The 19,966-nt window shown below is 67.4% G+C and carries 16 protein-coding genes; 15 read left to right on the top strand and 1 reads right to left on the bottom strand.

Annotated elements, in window-relative coordinates; genetic code table 11:
• Nucleotides 1–483: 483 nt before the first annotated feature.
• The 14 genes from ACWCP6_RS25425 to ACWCP6_RS25360 all read left to right on the top strand — a co-directional run bounded on the left by ACWCP6_RS25425 (nucleotide 484) and on the right by ACWCP6_RS25360 (nucleotide 16,159).
• Nucleotides 484–1,089, top strand: a complete 606-nt coding sequence (locus ACWCP6_RS25425; protein ID WP_450934853.1) for a response regulator transcription factor — start codon at nucleotides 484–486, stop codon at nucleotides 1,087–1,089.
• A 1,013-nt stretch (nucleotides 1,090–2,102) separates the two neighbouring features.
• A complete protein-coding gene (locus ACWCP6_RS25420; RefSeq protein ID WP_450934852.1) occupies nucleotides 2,103–2,990 on the top strand; it encodes a hypothetical protein in 888 nt (295 codons plus the stop codon).
• 42 nt (nucleotides 2,991–3,032) lie between these two features.
• Nucleotides 3,033–3,911 carry a diiron oxygenase gene (locus tag ACWCP6_RS25415; RefSeq protein ID WP_450934851.1) on the top strand — a complete coding sequence of 293 codons (879 nt, stop codon included), beginning with the start codon at nucleotides 3,033–3,035 and terminating at the stop codon, nucleotides 3,909–3,911.
• The gene (locus ACWCP6_RS25410) at nucleotides 3,908–4,156 is read left to right on the top strand and encodes a phosphopantetheine-binding protein (RefSeq protein ID WP_450934850.1); all 249 of its coding nucleotides are present in this window, start codon (nucleotides 3,908–3,910) and stop codon (nucleotides 4,154–4,156) included. The genes ACWCP6_RS25415 and ACWCP6_RS25410 overlap by 4 nt, the downstream gene beginning before the upstream one ends.
• A complete protein-coding gene (locus ACWCP6_RS25405; protein WP_450934849.1) occupies nucleotides 4,153–4,980 on the top strand; it encodes a hypothetical protein in 828 nt (275 codons plus the stop codon). Before ACWCP6_RS25410 ends, ACWCP6_RS25405 begins: the two co-directional genes overlap by 4 nt.
• Nucleotides 4,980–5,984 carry an NAD(P)H-dependent flavin oxidoreductase gene (locus ACWCP6_RS25400; RefSeq protein WP_450934848.1) on the top strand — a complete coding sequence of 335 codons (1,005 nt, stop codon included), beginning with the start codon at nucleotides 4,980–4,982 and terminating at the stop codon, nucleotides 5,982–5,984. The genes ACWCP6_RS25405 and ACWCP6_RS25400 overlap by 1 nt, the downstream gene beginning before the upstream one ends.
• Nucleotides 5,971–6,834 carry an alpha/beta fold hydrolase gene (locus tag ACWCP6_RS25395; protein ID WP_450934847.1) on the top strand — a complete coding sequence of 288 codons (864 nt, stop codon included), beginning with the start codon at nucleotides 5,971–5,973 and terminating at the stop codon, nucleotides 6,832–6,834. The genes ACWCP6_RS25400 and ACWCP6_RS25395 overlap by 14 nt, the downstream gene beginning before the upstream one ends.
• Nucleotides 6,827–7,081 (top strand): phosphopantetheine-binding protein, encoded by a 255-nt coding sequence (locus ACWCP6_RS25390; RefSeq protein WP_450934846.1) that lies wholly within the window; start codon nucleotides 6,827–6,829, stop codon nucleotides 7,079–7,081. Before ACWCP6_RS25395 ends, ACWCP6_RS25390 begins: the two co-directional genes overlap by 8 nt.
• Nucleotides 7,082–7,091: 10 nt before the next feature.
• Nucleotides 7,092–7,658, top strand: coding sequence for a 4'-phosphopantetheinyl transferase superfamily protein (locus ACWCP6_RS25385; RefSeq protein WP_450934845.1), 567 nt, complete (start codon nucleotides 7,092–7,094; stop codon nucleotides 7,656–7,658).
• A gap of 75 nt (nucleotides 7,659–7,733) precedes the next feature.
• Complete coding sequence (locus ACWCP6_RS25380) at nucleotides 7,734–7,994, top strand: acyl carrier protein (protein ID WP_450934844.1); 261 nt, start codon at nucleotides 7,734–7,736, stop codon at nucleotides 7,992–7,994.
• Complete coding sequence (locus ACWCP6_RS25375) at nucleotides 7,991–10,723, top strand: aminotransferase class III-fold pyridoxal phosphate-dependent enzyme (RefSeq protein ID WP_450934843.1); 2,733 nt, start codon at nucleotides 7,991–7,993, stop codon at nucleotides 10,721–10,723. Before ACWCP6_RS25380 ends, ACWCP6_RS25375 begins: the two co-directional genes overlap by 4 nt.
• On the top strand, nucleotides 10,720–12,417 hold the full coding sequence (locus ACWCP6_RS25370; RefSeq protein WP_450934842.1) for a fatty acyl-AMP ligase: 1,698 nt from the start codon (nucleotides 10,720–10,722) through the stop codon (nucleotides 12,415–12,417). Before ACWCP6_RS25375 ends, ACWCP6_RS25370 begins: the two co-directional genes overlap by 4 nt.
• A 190-nt stretch (nucleotides 12,418–12,607) precedes the next feature.
• Complete coding sequence (locus ACWCP6_RS25365; protein WP_450934841.1) at nucleotides 12,608–14,113, top strand: APC family permease; 1,506 nt, start codon at nucleotides 12,608–12,610, stop codon at nucleotides 14,111–14,113.
• 297 nt (nucleotides 14,114–14,410) lie between these two features.
• Nucleotides 14,411–16,159 carry a fatty acyl-AMP ligase gene (locus tag ACWCP6_RS25360; RefSeq protein WP_450934840.1) on the top strand — a complete coding sequence of 583 codons (1,749 nt, stop codon included), beginning with the start codon at nucleotides 14,411–14,413 and terminating at the stop codon, nucleotides 16,157–16,159.
• Between the two features lie 276 nt (nucleotides 16,160–16,435).
• On the opposite strand, the gene ACWCP6_RS25355 is transcribed toward ACWCP6_RS25360, so the two are convergent.
• Nucleotides 16,436–17,416, bottom strand: a complete 981-nt coding sequence (locus tag ACWCP6_RS25355) for an alpha/beta hydrolase (protein WP_450934839.1) — start codon at nucleotides 17,414–17,416, stop codon at nucleotides 16,436–16,438.
• Nucleotides 17,417–18,062: 646 nt separating this feature from the next.
• Here ACWCP6_RS25355 and ACWCP6_RS25350 point away from each other — a divergent pair.
• Entirely contained in the window at nucleotides 18,063–19,862 is a 1,800-nt protein-coding gene (locus ACWCP6_RS25350) for a carbamoyltransferase family protein (RefSeq protein ID WP_450934838.1), read from the top strand.
• The last annotated feature ends 104 nt before the right edge of the window (nucleotides 19,863–19,966 follow it).

The raw sequence follows: 19,966 nt of genomic DNA, 5'->3' as shown, positions 1-19,966 counted from the left end.
GAACCGACCCGGGGCCGACGGAGACTTCGTACGGTGTCTGAGCCCCGGGGTGTCGGGGCCGTGCCGCAGGGCGTGGCCCCTTACGGCGGGCGGAACATGCCCTGCGGACCGCGGCGCGACACCGCCCGTTCGGTGCCGCCGGATCCTGCGGGCCCCGTGGATCCGGCAGCCGATCCGTTGGCCGGCGCCGTGCACCCGCCCGATCGACTCCGTGCACCCGCCTGATCGGCACCGGCACCGCAGAAGCGGTGCCGGTGCTTGTTCGATTGGCCGTGGAGTATGCGTGACCGGTCGCGGCAACGAAGAAGTCGACGCACTCGCCAATGCCGCCCGCGTGCCGGAATTTAACGTTCCTTTTCTTCGGCATCGGTCAGGTGAAAAGGGGCGAAGCGGTAAGAGACGGCCGTGGTCCGTGTATCGCAGGGGCTCAGTTTTCGTACGCGTATGTTACAGTGATGCGGTGCCTATTGATGGGGGAATCGAGTGGGCATCGATGTCATGGTTTTCGACGATCTGCATTTGTCCAGATTTGCACTTACGGCGTTGCTCGAGCAGCGCGATGAGATCAAGGTAACCGGGTCAGTGGACAGCAATGTTGCTGCACTGGAGTTCGCGGAGTTGCATCGACCGGATGTCGCTATCATCAGCTTCGAAGGCAGAGACAACGAGACGATCGAAATCGCCGAGAAGGTGGCGATCTTTCCGGGGTGCCGGACTCTGTTGCTCGCCACCGTATGTACCCGATCAGTCGTCCGCAGAGCCTTCACCGGCGGCATCGACGGTATGGTGCGGAGAAGTGATTCCCCTCGCCGCTTGTTCGAGGCCATTCATTTGGTGCACCAGGGCGAGCGGGTCTTCGATGCGGAGCTGACCGTCGCGGCACTCGTCAACGAGAACTGCCCGTTGACCCTGCGGCAGTTGTCCGTTCTCGAGTATCTCGCGCAGGGTGACACGGTCGAGGAGATCGCGGCACGCTTGTGTCTGTCCGAAGGAACCGTGCGCAACTACATTTCTTCCATCGTGGTGAAGTTGGGTGCGCGCAACCGAATTGACGCGTTGCGCATTGCCCGGGATTCGCACTGGATCTGAAGGGAGCCGCACACGGGGTGGCGCCCCACGCGCCCCGGTCCTGGCTGCGGCGCCCCGGATACAGGGAAACGACGGCGGTGCCGGGCCGGGAGCGGTCCGGGGGTCCGTGACTCCTCGTCCGCACACGGCACCAGGGCCTTCTCCAGTCGGTGGAGATTCGGGCCCGCCAGGTCACGGACCTGGTCGCTGACGGTGAGTGCGCGGCGTCGGTTGCGGGAAGCGACCGGAGTCCGCAGTCAAAGGTCAGGCGGACCGGCCTCCGCAATGCGAACGCGTGCACCGCGTGACCGGGCACAGGCAACCTGCCGGCACGGAGAAGCTCCGTTGAGCGAAGGTGACTTGGAAAAGTCTCCTCCTCAACGGAGCTTCATTGCGTATTCCGCCTTTCCACCCGGCATCGTCGCCCGCTTCGGGCGGCCCTCCGGAGAGCTCCCGCCCGCGGCCAGCGCGTAAGGACCGGTTCACGGCGCCGTGCCGTGAACACGTCGGCGAACGGTGACGCAAAAGCACCTGCATCACGACGGTCTGTCATGTGCACCTGCTCCTGGGAAAGGCCCATCGCGTCGACGAGGGCCGTGCCCTCCTGATCACCGGGCGCAGCGGTTCGACCTCGCCCGTATGAGCGCGCATCACTCCCGGTCAGCAGGCCGGTCCGTTCGACCATGCTCGGCGCGCCGACACATCGGAAGTGGCACCTGTCGCGCCCCGGCGGAGCATGGGGAGCCTGTCGGGCATTGGTTCCTCAAGTCCGAACATGCAAAACGCACGGAGACGAATGTGAAGTGAGTCTGTCGCAATATGATCGCGCGCTGTTAATGTCGATACTGCTTCTTGGGGTCCAGGAAGAGCGGGGCTGACGAATTATTCAAACGAAATGGATTGATGGCATGCGCCGGTCGTCGGCGCACACATTTCGTCGGGGGAGATAGGTTGTGCCGCACCAAGCTGCAGTCGTAACACCTTGGGAAGAAGTAGCGAATTCTATCGAGTTCATTCCCGATGAATATTCAAGCATGACCCATTCGGAATCCGTTGCGCGGGAAATGCTCGGCTGTGAGCCGGAGGACATCGACAGGCTCGTCGCCGCAGGTCTGCCGTTCGATGACCGAGCCGGAGTGCGCCACTTCGATGTGAACGATCTGTACAACCTCGGCATGTATTCGAACAAGTCGACGACGCAACCGGAACTTGCGTTCCGTATGCTCTTCCGGTTCGCCGGCCGGCCGGTTGACGACCTGCTGCGCCCGAAGTCCTGGGACTTCCGCGTCCAGTTGGAATGTGTCGACTGTGCCGGCGTCGCACCATGGCGCTTCGAGGAACCGGACGTCGTCCGATTCGGGGGACACATCGCCGTCGCGTCCGCGCCGGTGGCGAGTTCGGGCTCGGCGGAGTACGCGGCAACGGTCACCACGACCGGCGCGCGGACGCCACTGGTCTCGCCGGTGCTGCGGAAACTCGTCCGGGAGTACCTGGATTCGGGCTATCGCTGGCAGATGATCCCCGTCCCGATGCAGGCCGACCACAAGCTGGTGCACTCTCTCGGTGCAACGAGCTGTATCGCGGCGAGCCTCTTCCTGGCCGAGTGTTTCCGAGCGGCCGGGTACCGGGCCGAGGCGAAGCGGGGCTGGTTCTGCGGCGTGCTCGGCGGTGCCCTCGACCTGCCGCATGCGTGCGTCGAGGTCGAGGACGACGACGGTGCGCTGAAGACCCTCGACATCGCCAAGGCACAGCTGGCCGCGCGACTGGCGGCGAACACCGAGGAGTTCCAGGAACTGTGCCTCGGGTCGATCTACAACAAGGTGATTCCGTCCACCGCTTCCGGTAATGCGTCCTTCGGCTATCACGAATGTGGTTCACCCCTGCCGATCCATGTGCGCGCAGATATTCGATCGGTGCGTTGACGCTGAATTCTTGAACCACTCCGTTTGGAAGGACGAGTGACAATGGCGGTACGTGAAATCGAACCGGTCGTGCTTGAACTGGACCGGTTGGAGCAGTTGGCCGAGTCCGGCTACTACAACCCGTACACGATGTTCGACTGGCCCGACGCCATCGACCCCGAGCTGCCGTGGATGAGCGAGAGCCTCACCACGCTGGCCGGCACGCCGATGTGGGACGAGCTGACGCGCGAGCAGCAGGTCGCGCTGACCAAGTACGAGGCGATCAACTTCTTCAGCCTCAACATCCACGGCATCCGCGAGCTGATGAGCGAAGTCGTGATGCGCATCCACGAGCGAACCTATGCAGACGTCTCGGAGTTCCTGCACCACTTCATCGGTGAGGAAAACGAGCACATGTGGTTCTTCGCGCAGTTCTGTCTGCGCTACGGCGGCAAGCTGTACCCGGCGCAGCCGACGCTGAAGGCCGACTCGGTGGAGCATCTCTCGCCGGTGGCCCGCGAACTGATCGTGTTCGCGCGCATCCTGATCTTCGAGGAGATCGTCGACTACTACAACGCGCACATGGCGACCGACCAGTCGCTGCCGCCCATCGCCCGCGAGATCAACCGGGTGCACCACCAGGACGAGAGCCGGCACGTCGCGTTCGGCCGGATGATCTTCACCAACCTGCTCGCCCAGGTGGCCAAGCGCGACCCGGACGAGGTGCCGGTGGTCGCCGAGTACCTCGAGAACTACCTCCAGTACAGCATCGGAACCCTCTACAACCCTGCTGCCTACCGTGACGCGGGCATTCCGGACGCCCTGGCGCTGCGGCGGCGCGCGCTGGAGCACCCTGCCCGGGCGGAAGCGCACGACCAGGTGCTGAAGCGGACGAGGAAGTTCCTGACCAAGGCCGGCGTGGGCAGGGAGCTGATCAAGTGACGACCGAGCCGATGCACGCCGTCCGGGAGTTCATCCTGGGCCGCAACCCCAAGCTCGACCAGCTGTCCGACGACCTGGACCTCATCGACAGCCGGGCCATCAACTCGCTGGCCTTCGTCGAGTTCATCTTCCTGCTGGAGGAGTTGACCGGCGAGTCGATCGATCCGGAGGACCTGGATCTGGACGACTTCCGCACCCTCAACGCGCTGGAAGCCCGATTCTTCACGAAGGAAGCAGCACGATGACCACAGCGACCGACAACGGCCTGGGAGTTCTCGACGGCAGCCAGCTGCGGTTGCTGCGGGCGATCGACGCGCTGTTCCTGCGCCTGGCCGACGGCTGGAACGCACCGGAGTTCCGGTTCCCGTTCCTGATGCGGTGCAAGGACCTCGACACCTTCGACTACTACGACAATTTCCCGCACCTGGGACTTGCCGCGACCCGGCTCGATCCGGAACGTCTCGGCGCTCTGCTGGGCGAGGCGCCCCGGCCGGTCGACCGGATACCGGCCGAGGTGATGGAGCCGACCGCGTTCGCACTGCCCTCGGCGGCGTGCTACTCGATCTATCTCCATCTGGCAGGGTCGACGCTGCCCGCCGAGGGGACGATGCGGACCACGGTCGGCACGTGCTTCCGCAACGAGGACCACTACCAGGGCCTGCAGCGGCTGCTCGGCTTCTCCATGCGGGAGATCGTCTGCGTCGGACCCGAGGACGAGGCGAAGAACCACCTGCTCCGCGCCAAGGACGCCGTGACCACCCTGTGTGCCGAGCTCGGGCTGGATCTCCGGCTCGAGGTCGCCACGGATCCGTTCTTCGACAAGAACGGCGGCAAGGCGAAGATGCAGCGGCTGTTCCCCGTGAAGGAGGAGTTCGTCGTCAACGGCCTGGCGATCGGCTCGGTCAACTACCACCGGAACTTCTTCGGCGAGCGGTGTGCCATCCAGGCCGGCGACACCACGGCGCACACCAGCTGCCTCGCCTTCGGCCTCGAGCGATGGGTGCACACCCTGACCGAGCGGTTCGGCAGCGCCGACGCCGCGGTGGCTGCGGTCGAGAGCCTGAGCTGATGCGCTCCACACTGGCAGGCGTGCTCGGCTCGGACGTGAGCCTGCTGCAGTCGGGCATGGGCGGAGTCGCCGGCGCGGAACTGGCGTGCGCGGTGTCCAACGCCGGCGCCGCAGGCTGTGCGGGCGGATACAAGCTGGTCGACGGCGCGCTGTCGGCCATGCTCGACCGCCTGAGCACGGGTACCGAGCGGCCCGTCGGAGTGAACCTGATTCCGGAGGTGGTCGGGCCGGACGAGCTCGACCGTCAGGTGGCGCAGGTGCTCGACGAGACGCCGGAGCGTGTGTACCTGTCCCTCTTCGGCATGCCCGACGACGCGGTGTTCGAGCGCATCACCGCGGCGGGTCGCCGCCTGGTGGTCCAGGTCGGGTCCGTCGAGGACGGTGTGCACGCGGCCGAGCGGGGCGCCGTGGTGGTGGCACAGGGCATCGAGGCCGGTGGCCATCTCCTCGGTACGTCGCAGCGCGACGAACTGGTCGCCGAGCTGCGTGCACAGCTGCCCGATGCCTGCCTCGTCGCCGCGGGCGGGATCGGCTCACCCGCCGAGGCCGGCCGGGCCGTCGCCGCCGGAGCCGACGGCGTGCTGCTCGGCACCGCCTTCGTCGTCGCGCACGAATCGCGGGCTCACGCCCGCTTCAAGGCAGCGGTGACCGCCGCCGACGAGACCGACACCGTCATCACCGATGTCTACGAGATCGGCTGGCCGGGCCGGAGGCATCGCGTGCTGGCGACTGCCGTGACCGCCGACCCGGGGCAGGCCAAGAACTTCATCGGCCGGACCGTGGTCGAGGGAAAGCCGTACCTGGTGCCGCGCTTCAGTTCGGCGGTGCCCACCGATGCGACCAGCGGTCGCATCGAGGAGATGGCGATGTACTGCGGCCTGTCCTGCAGCGCCATCTCCGACGAAATCTCGGCAGCCGATGTCGTCGCCGAGTTCGCGCGTGTCCTTCCGGGCGCCGAAGCCGTCAAGAACGAGAAGAGGATGGAAAGCAATGGCAGTCGATGAAGCGCAGGAGCAGCAGGATCTGTCGTACCGCGACACGCCGCGAGTCCGTACCCGGGAGAGCGTCGAGCTCTACTACGAGTCCAGCGGTGAAGGCACCGCCATCACGTGCCTCAACAACTTCTTCCTGACCAGCCCGTTCTGGCGGGAGTACACCGGTGAACTCGTCCAGAACCACCGCGTCGTCACCTACGACCTGTGCAACCACGGCGCGTCCTCGCGTCTCGCGCAGGAGCCGACCTGGGACGAGCATGCGGCGGATGTGATCGGACTGCTCGATGCGCTGGAGATCGAGTCGACCTACCTGGTCGGCACGTCGGCGTCCACCCAGCTCGCCAGGGACGTGGCGCTGGAGTACCCGGACCGCGTCAAGGGACTGATCCTGGCGGGTCCTGTCCTCGGCATGCGGGGCATGCGGCGTCACCGGCAGCTGAACCGCGCGTGGCTGCTGACGCTGAAGAACCACGGCATCGCCGCTCTGTACAACCACATGTACCCCGAGGTGATCAGCGGCGAGATGAACGAGGAAGGCGGCACTCCGGGCTTCCTGGGGCTGCGCGAGAGCTTCATGGCGATGAACACCGTCGAGGAGCTCACCAACGGCCTGAGTCTCGTCCAGGAAGGCGACACCAACCCCGAGCTGCTGTCCCGCATCGAGGCGCCCACGCTGATCGTCCTCGGTGACGACGACATCCTGCTGAGCCCGAAGCGCGGGCACGAGGTCGCCGCACTCTTCCCGAACGGTCGCTGCGAGATCATGCCGAACGCCGGCCACGTGCCCTTCCTCGACGACCCCGAGGGCTTCCAGGCGATCATCCGCAAGTTCATCGAAGAAGCGGAATCGAATGTCTGACACGGCAGTCGAGGTCCGGCAGCGCATTCGCGAACTGCTGGCCGATCTCTACAGCGGTGACCGTTTCGTCGGCGGCAAGTCGGACAGCATGTCGCTCCGCGAGGCGGGCGTGTCCTCCACCGCACTGGTCAGTCTGCTGGTGGCGATGGAAGACGCCTTCGGTTTCGAATGGGACGACGACGTCCAGCCGGAGGTACTGCGCTCGATCGACTCGCTGGCGGACTACGTCGTGTCACTGCGCAACTGAAGGACTCACCGTGGCTGTTGAGCTGGGAGTTCCCGCAGGCGTCGCACCGGAGGCATCGATCGGGTGCCACCCGGTGCCGTGGCCCCACGGACCGGCTCAGCAGTTCACGGCGGGTCGCCACGCCGCCGCCGCGGCGCTGGCCTCGGCCGGGTCGACCGATCTGACCGTGCCCCGTGACCCCGACGGCAGGCCGCGCTTCCCGCGGGGGTTCGCCGGTTCGATCTCCCACACCGACCACCTGGCTGTCGCGGTGGTGGTTCCCGGCGCCGCGGCGGTCGGTGTCGACATCGAGGACGCGGTCATCAGTCCTCGTGTGGCCCGGTTCGTCCTTCGTGAGCGGGAGCGGCGCACGCTGCTCCCGCCGGCCGGGGAGTACACACCGCGCGAGCTGTTCGCCGCCAAGGAAGCAGCCTTCAAGGCCATGAACGACGCCGACGCACTGGGCGAGTTTCTGTTCTGGCGAATCGAACTCGCGCGGTTCGACGGCGCGTTGCTCGCGTCGTACCGCGGCGAACCGGTACCGGTGTGGGTTCGCTCGGAGACAGACCTTTCGTTCGCCGTGGCGATACGGCATTGAACTCTACGATTCGCCTTGTCCTTCTGAGCCCGCACAGGCCGAAGGGATAGTGCATCGAATGGGGGAAACAAGACAATGAACCGCGATATTTTCGAGGTCGTCGATGAACTGTTCCGTCGCCGACTGCAGGTGCCTGAACTCAACCCGGATGTTCCGTTGGTGAACTACGGCCTCGATTCCATTCGTTCCATCGAGTTGGTGGTCGAGATGGAATCGAAGTTCGATGTGCATATTTCGGATGAGCAGGTGGCCTCGATGCAGACGCTGCGCGAGGTCGTGGACCAGGTCACCGCGTCGCTGGCAGTGCGGGTGGGGCAAGGAGTCAGTGACGCATGAACGTCGATCAGGGTTTCGCACGATACGCCCGGCCGGAGTTTGCCAGGCTCTTCCGTGCACTCCACCTGGATGTGACCTACCGAGCCGGCCAGGGTGACCATCTGACCCGGGAGTTGCCGGGCGGCGGGGACGGATCCCAGGCCACCGACCAGGTGCTGGACCTGGTCGGTGGTGCGGGTTCATCGCTGTTCGGGCACAACCACCCCGCGCTCCTCGAGGTGGCGCGACGGTCCTTCGACGAACAGATCCCGTTCAACGCACAGGCCAGCATCCGCCCCGGAGCGGCCGAGCTGGCGGAGCGGCTGTCGTCGATCGTCGGAGCCACGACCGGTGCGAGCTACGTGGTCACCCTCGGCAGCACCGGCGCGGACGCGGTGGAAGCCGCGGTGAAGCACGCGACGGTCGAGCACAGGCGGCGGCTCGGCGCACTGCAGGAGGAGTACGAGACCTCTCTGCGGCGAGTGCGCCGGGACGGTATCGCGGACGTCCCCTGTGCGAGCGGGCCCGGGGCGGGGCGCCCCTGCGCGGACCTGCTGAGCGAGGCTCTCGACCGGATCGCCGACATGCGGCAGACGGATCCGATCTTCGTCTCGTTGCGGAACGCCTTCCACGGCAAGTCGACCGGCGCCGGCACGCTGACGCACGGTGGCAACGTGCCCGCGGATCTGCACGTGCCGGGACCGCGGCACCGACGCCTGCACGACTGGACGCCCCAGGAAGTGGTGACCGCGCTCGACTCCGAACGCGTCCCGGTCCACTCGATCACCGTCGACTCCGCCGGATTGCCGCACTCCGCCGTTCGCCATCTGTCGCCCGTGGCCGCGTGTTTCGTCGAGCCCATCCAGGGCGAGTCCGGGGTGCACGAGGTTCCGGTCGAGACGCTCGCCGCCCTGCGCGAACTGGCCGATCGGCACGAAGCGGCGCTGGTGTTCGACGAGATCCAGTGCGGCATGGGGCGCACCGGTACCTTCCTCGCTTCGGAGAACTCCGGTGTGGTCGCCGACTACTACCTGTTCTCGAAGTCCCTCGGGGGCGGGCTGGCGAAGATCTCGGCCCTGCTGGTCGCCGACAACCGGTACGTACCGGAATTCGGCCGCCACCACACCTCCACCTTCGCCGATGACGACTTCTCGTCGCGGATCGCGACGGCCGCGCTGGACCTCTCCTTCGCCTATCGTGACCGGATCGTCGAGACGGGCGCGCTCCTGCGTGACCGGCTCGCGGAGGTGGCCGCGCGGTGGCCGGAGGCCGTCGTCGAGGTGCGGGGGCGCGGACTGCTCCTGGGCATCGAGTTCGCCCTGCCCCAGCCCGAATCGGGTCTGCTGCGCGAGGTGTTCGACTCCGAGTCGCTCGGCTATCTGATCGCGGGCCGGCTGCTGCACACGCACCGGATCAGGGTCATCCCCACCCTGTCCGCCCCCACGACCATTCGTGTCCAGCCGTCCGCGTTGCTCGAGCCCGCCGACGTGGACCGTGTCGCTGCCGCGTTCGAGGACGTCGCCCGCCTGCTCTCCCGCGGTGAGTACGCGACTCTGCTCGACCATCTGACCGTACCGGCGACCAGCGCGTGGCAGCCGCCCCAGCATGTCCCGCAGCCACGACGCGACCGGCCGGTACGACACGACCGGACCCGGGGCGAGGTCAGGCGCGTCGCGTTCCTCGCCAACATGGACGTCCCCGGCAAGCTGCGGTCCCTGGCACCGGAACTGGCCGACTGGTCGGACGCACAGTGCGCCGCGGTCTTCGACCGGATGGCCGGTGAGGCGGACCCGTTCGAGGTCGCCCGGCATCGCGTCACGTCCGAGGCCCAGGGCGCGGTGGAGGTCATCATGGTGGCGGTGCCGTTCACCGCCGCCCAGGCCGTCGGCGCGCTGCAGTCCGGCCATGGCTCGTGGCTGCGCCGTACCGTGCTCGATGCGGTGGAACTGGGCGTCTCGCTCGGTGCCGAAGCCATCGGCCTCGGGGGGCACACGTCGATCGTCACCAATGCCGCGCGGGACGTGGTCGAGGATGACATCCGGGTGACGTCGGGCAACTCGCTGACCGCCGCCTGCGCCTACGATCTGCTGCGGCTGACGCTGGCCGAATCCAGCGCCGGTGAACGTCGTATCGGCCTCGTCGGCGGTATCGGCAACATCGGCGCGGTGATGGCCGAACTCATCGCCCCGCACTGCGAATCGATGGTGCTGGTCGGCCGGCCCGGCTCCGCGCGGCGACTGGCAAAGGTGGCCGACCGGCTTTCCCACCAGGCGGACGTCTCCATAGCCGAAGACCTTGATGCGCTACGGGACTGTCCGGTCGTGGTCAGCGCCACCAACTCGGCCGACCCGGTGATCCTGCCGGAACACCTGGCAGGCGAGCGGAAGGTCCTCGTCTGTGATCTCGCGGTCCCGGGTGACGTACACCCGGCGGTCGCGGGTCTGTCGAACGTCACTCTGGTCTCCGGCGGCCGCATCCAGCTTCCCGGCCTGCAGACCCCCTATTTCCCGGGCATCACGCTCCCGCCGGGAATTCTGTACTCCTGCATGGCCGAGACGATCCTGCTCGGCCTCGAGCCCGGGACACCGAGCCCGTCCTACGGCGGCCTCTCCTCGGCAGGTGTGCTGGCCGCCCGGGACCTGGCCGTTCGCCACGGGTTCCACCCCGCCCGCATCGTCTCCGACGACGTCTCAGTACAGCCGTGGATCGTTGATCAGTTCAGCAGCACTATCGAGGAGTACATCGGATGACCGCACTGCGCCCGCGCTTCCCGAGTATTTTGCATGCACTGTTGGCACAGGCGGAACGCGGTTCCGACGGCTCGGGGGTGACGCTGATCCCGGAACCGGGCAAAGAGGAGACGCTGCGCTACGACACGCTCGTCGAGAACGCCGCGCGGTGCGCCGCGGCCCTCGCGGAGCACGGTGTCGGCCACGGTGACCGGGTGGTGCTCTGTCTGCCGACGGGCCCGCAGTTCATCACCGCCTTCTTCGGGATCCAACTGCTCGGAGCCGTGCCGACGGCGATCGCCGTACCCATGCGGTTCGGGGGCGCCGCGGGGGCCGAAGGCCAGCTGAAGGATCTCGTGGGATATCTGCGGCCCGCTGCGGTCGTCACCACGGCTGCGGTCATCGAGGAACTTCCCCATCTCACCGACACCAACCTGGTCGACGGTGATGTGCTCCACGCACGCGCCACCGCAGGCGATGCGCCGATGCATCCGATTCGCCGGCCGAACAGCGACGATCTGGCCTTGATCCAGTGCACCTCCGGGTCCACGGGCAGCCCCAAGGGCGTCATGATCTCGCACGCCAACCTGGCCGCGAACTGCGCACAGTACGCAGGCGCCATGGGCTGGACGCACGAGGACACGACGGTCAGCTGGGCGCCCCTGTACCACGACATGGGTCTGATCACCGGGGTCCTGTGCCCGGTCTACGTCGGCGGGAACACGGTGCTCACGCCGCCCGGTCGGTTCCTCCGCGCGCCGGCCGAGTGGCTGCGGCACATCAGCACCTACCGCGGTGCGATCTCGGCCGCGCCGAACTTCGCCTACGGCTATGCCACCGCCCGGGTACGCGACGAGGAACTCGAGGGCGTGGATCTGTCGTCCTGGCGATCGGCGCTCTGCGGAGCGGAACCCATCCAGCCGGCCACCGTGCAGCGCTTCGTCGAGCGTTTCACCCGATGGGGCCTGCCCTCGAGCGCGTTCACACCCGGCTACGGCATGGCCGAGGCCTCCCTGGTCATCACCACCACACGGCCGGGCGCGCCGCTCGCGTACGACTCCATCGACCGGCAGGCCGCCGTCGCCGACGCGCGGGTGACCGATGTCGACCCGCAGAGCGCCGACGCGCTGCAGATCGTCGACTGCGGTGAGCCGGTGGCCGGCACCGAAGTCCGCATCGTGGACAACGACGGTCACCCCCTGGGTGAGGACCGGATCGGCCATGTCCAGTTCCGCAGCCCCTCACGCACGGTCGGATACTTCAACCTCCCCGAGGAGACCGCCGCGGCGATCGACTCGCCGGACTGGTGGAAGACCGGTGACATCGGCTATCTGCGAGACGGTGGTCTGCGGATCACCGGCCGGGCCAAGGACCTGGTCATCATCCGCGGCGCCAACTACTTCCCTTCGGACTTCGAGCAGGCCGCTGAGACGGTGCCCGGTGTTCGCCTGGGCGCCGTGATCGCGGTCGGACACCGGCCTGAGAACGGTGAGTCCGAGGAGCTCCACATGATCGTCGAGACGGAGCTGGAGAGCGAGCAGCACGAATCGCTGCGCCAGGCCGTCCGGTCGGCGGTCAGCTCCCGGACCGGCGTGGCTCCCGCCGAGATCCACCTGGTCCCGAGGCGGAGCATTCCGAAGACGACCAGCGGGAAGTTGCAGCGGTCGAAGGCGCGGCAGCTCTTCGTCGAAACGACGGCCGCCGCCCGACTCTGATGCGCGAGCGCGGCGGCGCCCTGGTGAACCACAGCCTGAATTCTCCTCGCGTACACCCCACTCAGCGGCGCAGAGACGGTCCGCGACCCTACGGGAGCGGACAGCGGAGCCGTTCGGCCGAGGCGGGGTGAGGCCCCGGGGGGCCGGGCCGAGGCCCGGCCACCCGGCCCCATCGAGTTAGGAAGCACCTATGCGCAGTACCTCCTCGGCGTCGGCCCCGCCGTCCGGGGGCGGACAGCTCTCGCTCAGCCTCACCACCCCGAAGATCGTCTTTCTGATCATCGCGGCCGCCGCCCCTCTCGCCGCCATGGTCGGCACCGTGCCGCTGGCCTTCGCCCTCGGCAACGGGCCCGGTGTGCCCGCCATGTTCGTGTTCGCGGGCCTGACGCTGATGTGCTTCTGCGTCGGCTACGCCGCGATCAGCCGCAAGGTGGTCAACGCGGGCGGCTTCTACACCTACATCTCGTGCGGCCTGGGCCGTCCGGCTGCGGTGGCCGGCGGGCTCATCGCCGTGGTCGCGTACAGCACCGCGTCCGTGGGACTGCTCGGCTCGTTCGCCTACTTCGCCCGGCTCGTCGCCGCCTCGCACGGGTTCGACCTCCCCTGGGAGGCATGGGCGGCGGCCGGTCTGCTCGCCGTCGGCGTGCTGGGGTACCGGCAGATTGACCTGAGCGTCCGGGTACTCGGGGTCGCCATGTGCTGCGAGGTGGGCATCCTCCTGCTCCTCGCCGCGGCCGTGCTGGTCCGGCACGGTGGCTCCGCACTGCCCGGTACGTCGTTCTCGCCGCACACGCTCTCGAGTCCCGGCATCGGGGTCTCGATGATGTTCGCGTTCATCTCGTTCATCGGGATCGAGTCGGCGGCACTCTACGGCGAGGAGGCACACCGACCGGAGCGGAGCGTCTCCCGTGCCACCTACATCTCCATCTCGCTCATCGCCCTCTTCTACGGATTCATCAGCTGGGTCGCGGTCGGCGCGGTCGGACCGCGCAACATACAGAAGGTGGCGGGCAGCCAGCTGGGCGACCTCTTCTTCCACCTGAGCGATGACTACCTCACGGCCGCGCTCACCACGGCGATGCAGGTTCTGCTGTGCCTGAGCCTGTTCGCCGGCTGGCTGGCCCTGCACAACGCCGCGAGCCGCTACATGTTCGTGCTGGGCCGCGAGAGAGTGCTGCCGGGCGCCCTCGGAGAGGTGCACGGGCGGCATGCCTCCCCGTTCCGGGCCAGCCTCACGCAGACGGTGTTCACCCTGCTGACGGCCGCTGCGTTCGCGATCGCCGGACTCGACCCGTACCTCGGTCTGACCACGAGCATGCTGGGCATCGGCACGCTGGGGATCGTCTTCCTCCAGGCCGTGGCGTGCCTGTCGGTCATCGGCTACTTCCGGCGCAGGCCGGACCGGCACTGGTGGCGTACGACACTCGCACCGACGCTCGGCTTCGCCGGGCTCGCCGTCGCCACCGCTCTCGTCGTCGTCAACTTCGACACCATGACCGGTACGGACAACCCCGTGGTGGACTCTCTGCCCTGGCTGCTCCTGGTCGGAGCGGTCCTCGGACCGGCGTACGCCCTGTGGATCCGCTCCGCGCACCCCGAGCGCTACGCCCGTCTGGCGGGGGTGGAGACCCGTCTGGAGAAGACGGCCGAGCACACCGGCCGGGACGTCGTCGAGCCTGTCGTTGCGGGGAGTTGATCCCGACCGCACACATCCGGGACAGGTGAGCGAAAGCCCGGAGCCGGATGTGCCGTGGCCGATCCGCCCCGACCGCCGACCGTCGACGGCCGGCCATCGGGCGTCGGCGACGGACACCCGAATTCACCTCCGGTGGCCTGAGCCACCGTCATCCCTCCTGGTCCCGGCATCGCCTTCGGGACCGGGAGGGACATCGTCGATTGATCAATTACCGCATCAACCAACCCTGATGAGGCACCAGCAGGCCGTCTCGGGGTATCGGGCCGTGCATGCGGCAGGAATGAGGAAACCAGGGTCATGGTCGATTTGCCGCACGCTGCCAGTGCTGCCTCGGTGATTCGTGAGCATGCGCTCGCGACACCGGAACGTACCGCAGTGATCTTCGTTGACGACGTGGAGCGGGCCGACGGCGCAACCCGGTGGTCGTACGCCCAACTTGATGCCGAGGCCAGAAGGATCGGCTCGTGGCTGCACGCCCGCTTCTCCGTGGGCGACCGGGTGCTCCTGCTGTACCCGACCGGGTTCGACTTCATCGCCGCGTACGTCGGTTGTCTCTACGCCGGAATGGTCGCCGTACCCGCTCCGCTGCCCGGCCGGTACCGACATGAACAGGTACGGGTGAGTGGCATAGCCAGGAACGCCGCTGTTTCCGTGACGCTGACCGATACGGAGGACCTGCCCGACGTCACGGCGTGGGCCGAGGCCGAACTCACCGGTGCACCCGTGCTGGCGACGGACCGCGGTGATCTGCCGGACGCGGGCTCCTGGACGCCCGTGGAGCTGGACCACCGGACCATCGCGATGCTTCAGTACACGTCGGGTTCGACGGGTGAGCCCAAGGGTGTGGTGGTCAGACACGGCAACGTCCTGCACAACGTGGACAGTCAGCGCCGCGCGTTCGGGCTGACCGCCGAAGCCCGGCTGGGCGGATGGATCCCGCACTACCACGACATGGGTCTGTTCGGTCAGATACTGCCCGCGCTGATGCTCGGCGCCAGCTGCGTGCTGATGCGTTCCAGTGCCTTCCTGAAGCGGCCGCTGCACTGGCTGCAGATGATCGACACGTACGACGTCATCTGGTCCGCGGCTCCGAACTTCGCCTATGAGCTGTGCTGCGCCAAGGTCACCGACGACCAACTGGCCGGACTGGACCTGTCCCGTTGGCGGATAGCCGCCAACGGATCGGAGCCGATCGACACCGCGGTGCTGGACGCGTTCGCGAAGCGGTTCGCCCCTGCGGGTCTCCGGGACGACGCACTGTGCCCCTGCTACGGGATGGCCGAAGCGACGGTCTTCGTGTCCGGCGAGGCGCACCGCAAGCCCCTCGTGACGAAGGCCGACGTCGACCGGCTGCAACGGAACCGGTTCGTGCCGACCGAGGTCGGTGCCGATCTGGTGAGCTGTGGGACACCACGCGACTACGACGTCCTGATCGTCGATCCGCAGACAGGTGAGGCGCTGCCGCCCGGCGGTATCGGTGAGATCTGGCTGCGTGGGCCCAGCATTGCCACGGAGTACTGGCGCAACGACTCCGCGACCGAGCGGGCCTTCGTGCCGGACGGATATCTGCGTACGGGTGACCTCGGCGCCCTGCACGACGGTGAGCTGTACGTGACCGGGCGGCTCCAGGAACGGGTGACCGTGCACGGCCGCAGCCTGTACCCGCAGGACATCGAGCGCGAACTGCGCGCCCGGCACGCCGAACTCGCCAGTGGCGGCGCTGCTTTCACGGTGCCGCTTGCCGGTGCCGGCACCCAGGAGGTCCTCGTCGTCACGCACGAGGTCAACGGGCGTCCGGCCGAGGATTCCCTGCGGCGGCTGGCCGTCGAGATGAAGGAGACGGTAGCCCGCACGTTCGGCGTCCCCCTCGGCGGCGTAGTCCTGTTGCGGCGTGGCGGGGTCCGGCGGACCACCAGTGGGAAGATCCAGCGCGTGGCGATGCGCCGGCTGTTCCTGGACGACGAGCTGAACGCGATCCACACCGACCACGAGCCGCAGATGGCGAACGTGCTGCGGTCGCGGCGCCCGCAGGCGGCCGGGCTGTGACGAGCGCGGACGGCTTGCCGGTGACGGCGTCGCAACGCATCCCCGACGGAGCGGCCGGCCGATTCCCCGGTGGAGGTGGCCGGGTGCGACCCGCGGGACTTTCGCTCGGCGTGACCTGACGGTCGTTGCGGCGCACGGCAGAGCGACCTGACGGAGCAGGAGGACGTCTGCGCCGGGTCGCACGCGCCGAGAACCCTGCTCGGACCGGCCTCGGCACGATGGCCGGTCCGAGCGCGGCGATTCGCCGGCCGCTGCGATCCGTCGTGGCCCGTCGGCTCAGCCCCCTTGTACTGCCTCGGCATACCTCTGCGAACCACGGCGGCCCGCTCCATGCGCCGACCGGAGAACCGCGTCCAGCTCCTCCAGGACCCGCCGGGCGCACAGGGCCGCCGCCGGCACCATGTCCTGCATCAGGAAGTAGCCGTGCACCAGACCCGGCCCGGGCACGTGCCGTACGGGTACGTCGGTGACGCCCAGTTTGTCGGCCAGCTCGATTCCCTCGTCACGGAGCGGATCGAACTCGGCCGTGGCGACGACCGTGGGCGGCAGGTTCCGCAGGTCCGCGTTCAGCAGACTGAGCGCGGGTTCGCCGCGCCGCTGCGGATCGGGGATGTACAGGTCGTAGTAGTGGGCCATGTCGTCGACGGACAGCAGGTATCCCTCGGCGTGTTCGCTGGTCGAGGCGAAGCGCAGGCTCGGATCCACGGGCGGGTACACCAGGAGCTGAGCGGCGAAGTCGATGTCACCGGTGTCGCGGGCGTCGAGTGCGACACCGACGGCCAGGCTCGCGCCGGCACTGTCACCCGCGATCACGTGGTCGCGGCCGGGGAAGGACCGGCTCGTCCAGCGGGCCGCGGCGGCGGCGTCGAGCAGGGGAGTGGGATAGGGGAACTCGGGGGCCCTTCGGTAGTCGGCCGAGACGACGACCGCGCCCAGCGAGGCCGCCAAGGTGCGACAGACACCGTCGTGGCTGTCGATGTCACCCACCACCCAACCGCCACCATGCAGATAGGTGACCACCCGGCCCTCATCCGACTCCGGGGTGTAGACCCGGGTCCGGAACGACGAACCGTCCGCGGTGTCGATCATCCGGTCGACGGCCGTGACCGCGGTGAGCGAGTCGCTGCCCTCCCGGCGGGGGCGGACCGCATTCGCGAGATACCGCTCGCGGGCCTGCTCGACGGTCAATTCACGAGCCGGAACCGGAGGGCCGTCGGCGCGCTGCCAGGTGATCAGGTTACGGAGTATGCGGTCCAATGGCACAGCAGCCCTCCCAAGGACTGGTTCGATGCGAAATACGGCGCATACGATTGCCGTTGAAAATCGTTGGCGGCGACGTCGTGAAGACGTGTGTTTGACTCCACCACACGCTCTTACTGTACGCGACCGGGCCTGAGATTACCTTACGGTAATCACCGGTCATCATGGCCGAGTCCAGTGGTGCACGCCGCGGTATCGTCACGGTTCTTGCGCAGCTGTGAGAAACGCATGTACGGCGATGTGATTCGCATGTTGCAGCGGGTTGATCTACGCCGGTAGCCTGGCGGGGAAATTCGGTGGTGGGAAAAGCCGCTCACCTATTTCAGCGCTGGAGAATCCGTCCGGATGCGATATTCGACGCGGACCGGCGCGCCGTGGGGGACAGATCGTTTGGACGTTTCGGGAAATCGCACATCGAGCGCGGCCGGTGGCACGAGCCGGCGCGCTCATCCGTGCGGAGCACGCTCCGAAGTCCCTGCCCGTGCTGTGCCGTACCGGCAGCATCCTGCGATCCGCGCCACGTGAGTGTGCCGTCCGGCATCGACGGACAGCGTCACTCCCTCCCGTCCGACACCGTCAGGGCTCTGTTCGCCGGTCGGCGGACGGTGCACGTGACTCAGCACGACAGAGAAGGAAATTTGTCATGATTGTTCTGGGGTGCAACGGGTTCACCCGAGGCGCAGAAATCTTCGCCGAGCAATATGGCGCGGTCGGCACCGAGAAGCACTACGTCCTCGGCCACGACGCGGGTGCAGCGCTGATGGTGGACGGAAAGCTGGTCGCCGCCGTCGAGGAAGAGCGGCTCAACCGGGAGAAGAAGACCTCCGACTTCCCGTTCAACGCGGTGAAGTGGTGTCTGGACCACGCGGGCGTCGAGTTCTCCGACATCGATCTCATCGCAATCCCCTGGAACTTCAACGCCGACGTCTTCGACGCGATGATGGCCGAACTCGCGGCCGCTCCGTTGGACTCCTCGGAGAAGGTGGCTCGGCTGGGTCGCCTCGGTGAGCTGTTCGACCATGCACTCGGGCGCGAGGCGATACTCGCCGACTTCGCCGCGCGTACCGGCTTCACGCCCGACCCGGACAAGGTGGTGTTCGTACAGCATCACCTCGCCCATGCGATGACCGGTTACTACATGGCGGGAATGAAGGACACCGCATTCCTGATCAGTGACGGTCGCGCCGAGCTGTTCTCGTCGCTGATCGGCGAAATCCGCGACGGCCGGATCCGCGTCTTCGACGAGTCGACCATCAGCGCGAACGACTCGATGGGCAACCTGTTCGCCTCGATCACGCGCTTCCTGGGCTTCGTGCCCAACAATGACGAGTACAAGGTCATGGGCCTGTCCGGCTTCGCCGAGGCTCCCTCGCCGAACCCGTTCCTCGAGCACATCGTCCAGCTGCACGAGGACGGGCGTTACACCCTGTGCAGGCCGCACGATGTCGAGAACCCCCGCTGCTTCGACGACCTGTTCGAGAAGCACTTCGGTCCGTTCGAGGACACCGTCGAGTACAAGGCCAATCTGGCCGCCGCGGCACAGGAGATGCTCACGGTCGTCACGAGCCACCAGCTCCGCGCCCTGGAGTCCAAGACCGACCTGGACCACCTGCTGTTCGAGGGTGGTCTGGCCCTGAACTGCGTGAACAACACCAAGCTGCTGGAGGGTTCGCGCTTCCGGGACATGGATGTGAGTTTCGGTGCGAGCGACACCGGAGTCGTCATCGGTGCCGCCGTCCACGCCTGGGCCAACCACCCGGACAACACCGCCGAGGTGAAGTACGCCGACTCGGTCACCCCGTACCTCGGACCGGAGTACGACGCCACGACGATCGAGCGGGCCCTGCACGAGTTCGGCGATCGGGTGCAGTGGACCGAGCTGGCGGAGGACGAGGTCGCCGACCAGGTGGCGAAGCTGCTCACCGAGAAGGTCGTCATCGGCTGGTTCCAGGGCCGGCTCGAGCACGGCCCCCGGGCGCTGGGCCACCGCAGCATCCTGGCGAACCCGAAGTTCCCGGACATCAAGGATGTCATCAACACCAGGGTCAAGCACCGTGAGCCGTTCCGGCCGTTCGCGCCGATCGTGCTCGAATCGGATGCGCCGAAGATCTTCGACATGGGCCGCAAGACCCGTTCGCCGTACATGACGTTCGTGTTCCCGGTGCGGCCGGAGTACCACAACGTCATTCCGGGTGCGACGCACGTGGACGGTACCTCCAGGGTGCAGACGATCACCGACGAGGACACGCCGCTGGTGGCGGCGCTGCTGCGCCGGTTCACCGCGCTGACCGATGTGCCGTGCCTGATCAACACGTCGTTCAACGTGGCGGGCGAGCCGATCGTGTGCTCCCCGGCCGACGCGCTGAACTGCTTCCTGGGCACCGAGATCGACTACCTCGTGCTCGGCAACTACCTCGTCACCAAGACCGACCAGCCCGCATGACCTCTGTGGTCCTCCTCGCCGAAGGTGACGCCCGGTGTGTCCTTGCGCAGCAGAAAGGCGGTCACACCGCGCGAGCGCTGTCCGGGGTCGGTCTTGGCGAAGAC

Source organism: Streptomyces sp. NPDC002004 (assembly GCF_053593975.1).
The sequence above is the reverse complement of the archived record's forward strand: the minus strand, read 5'-3'. Positions and strand labels throughout refer to the sequence as shown.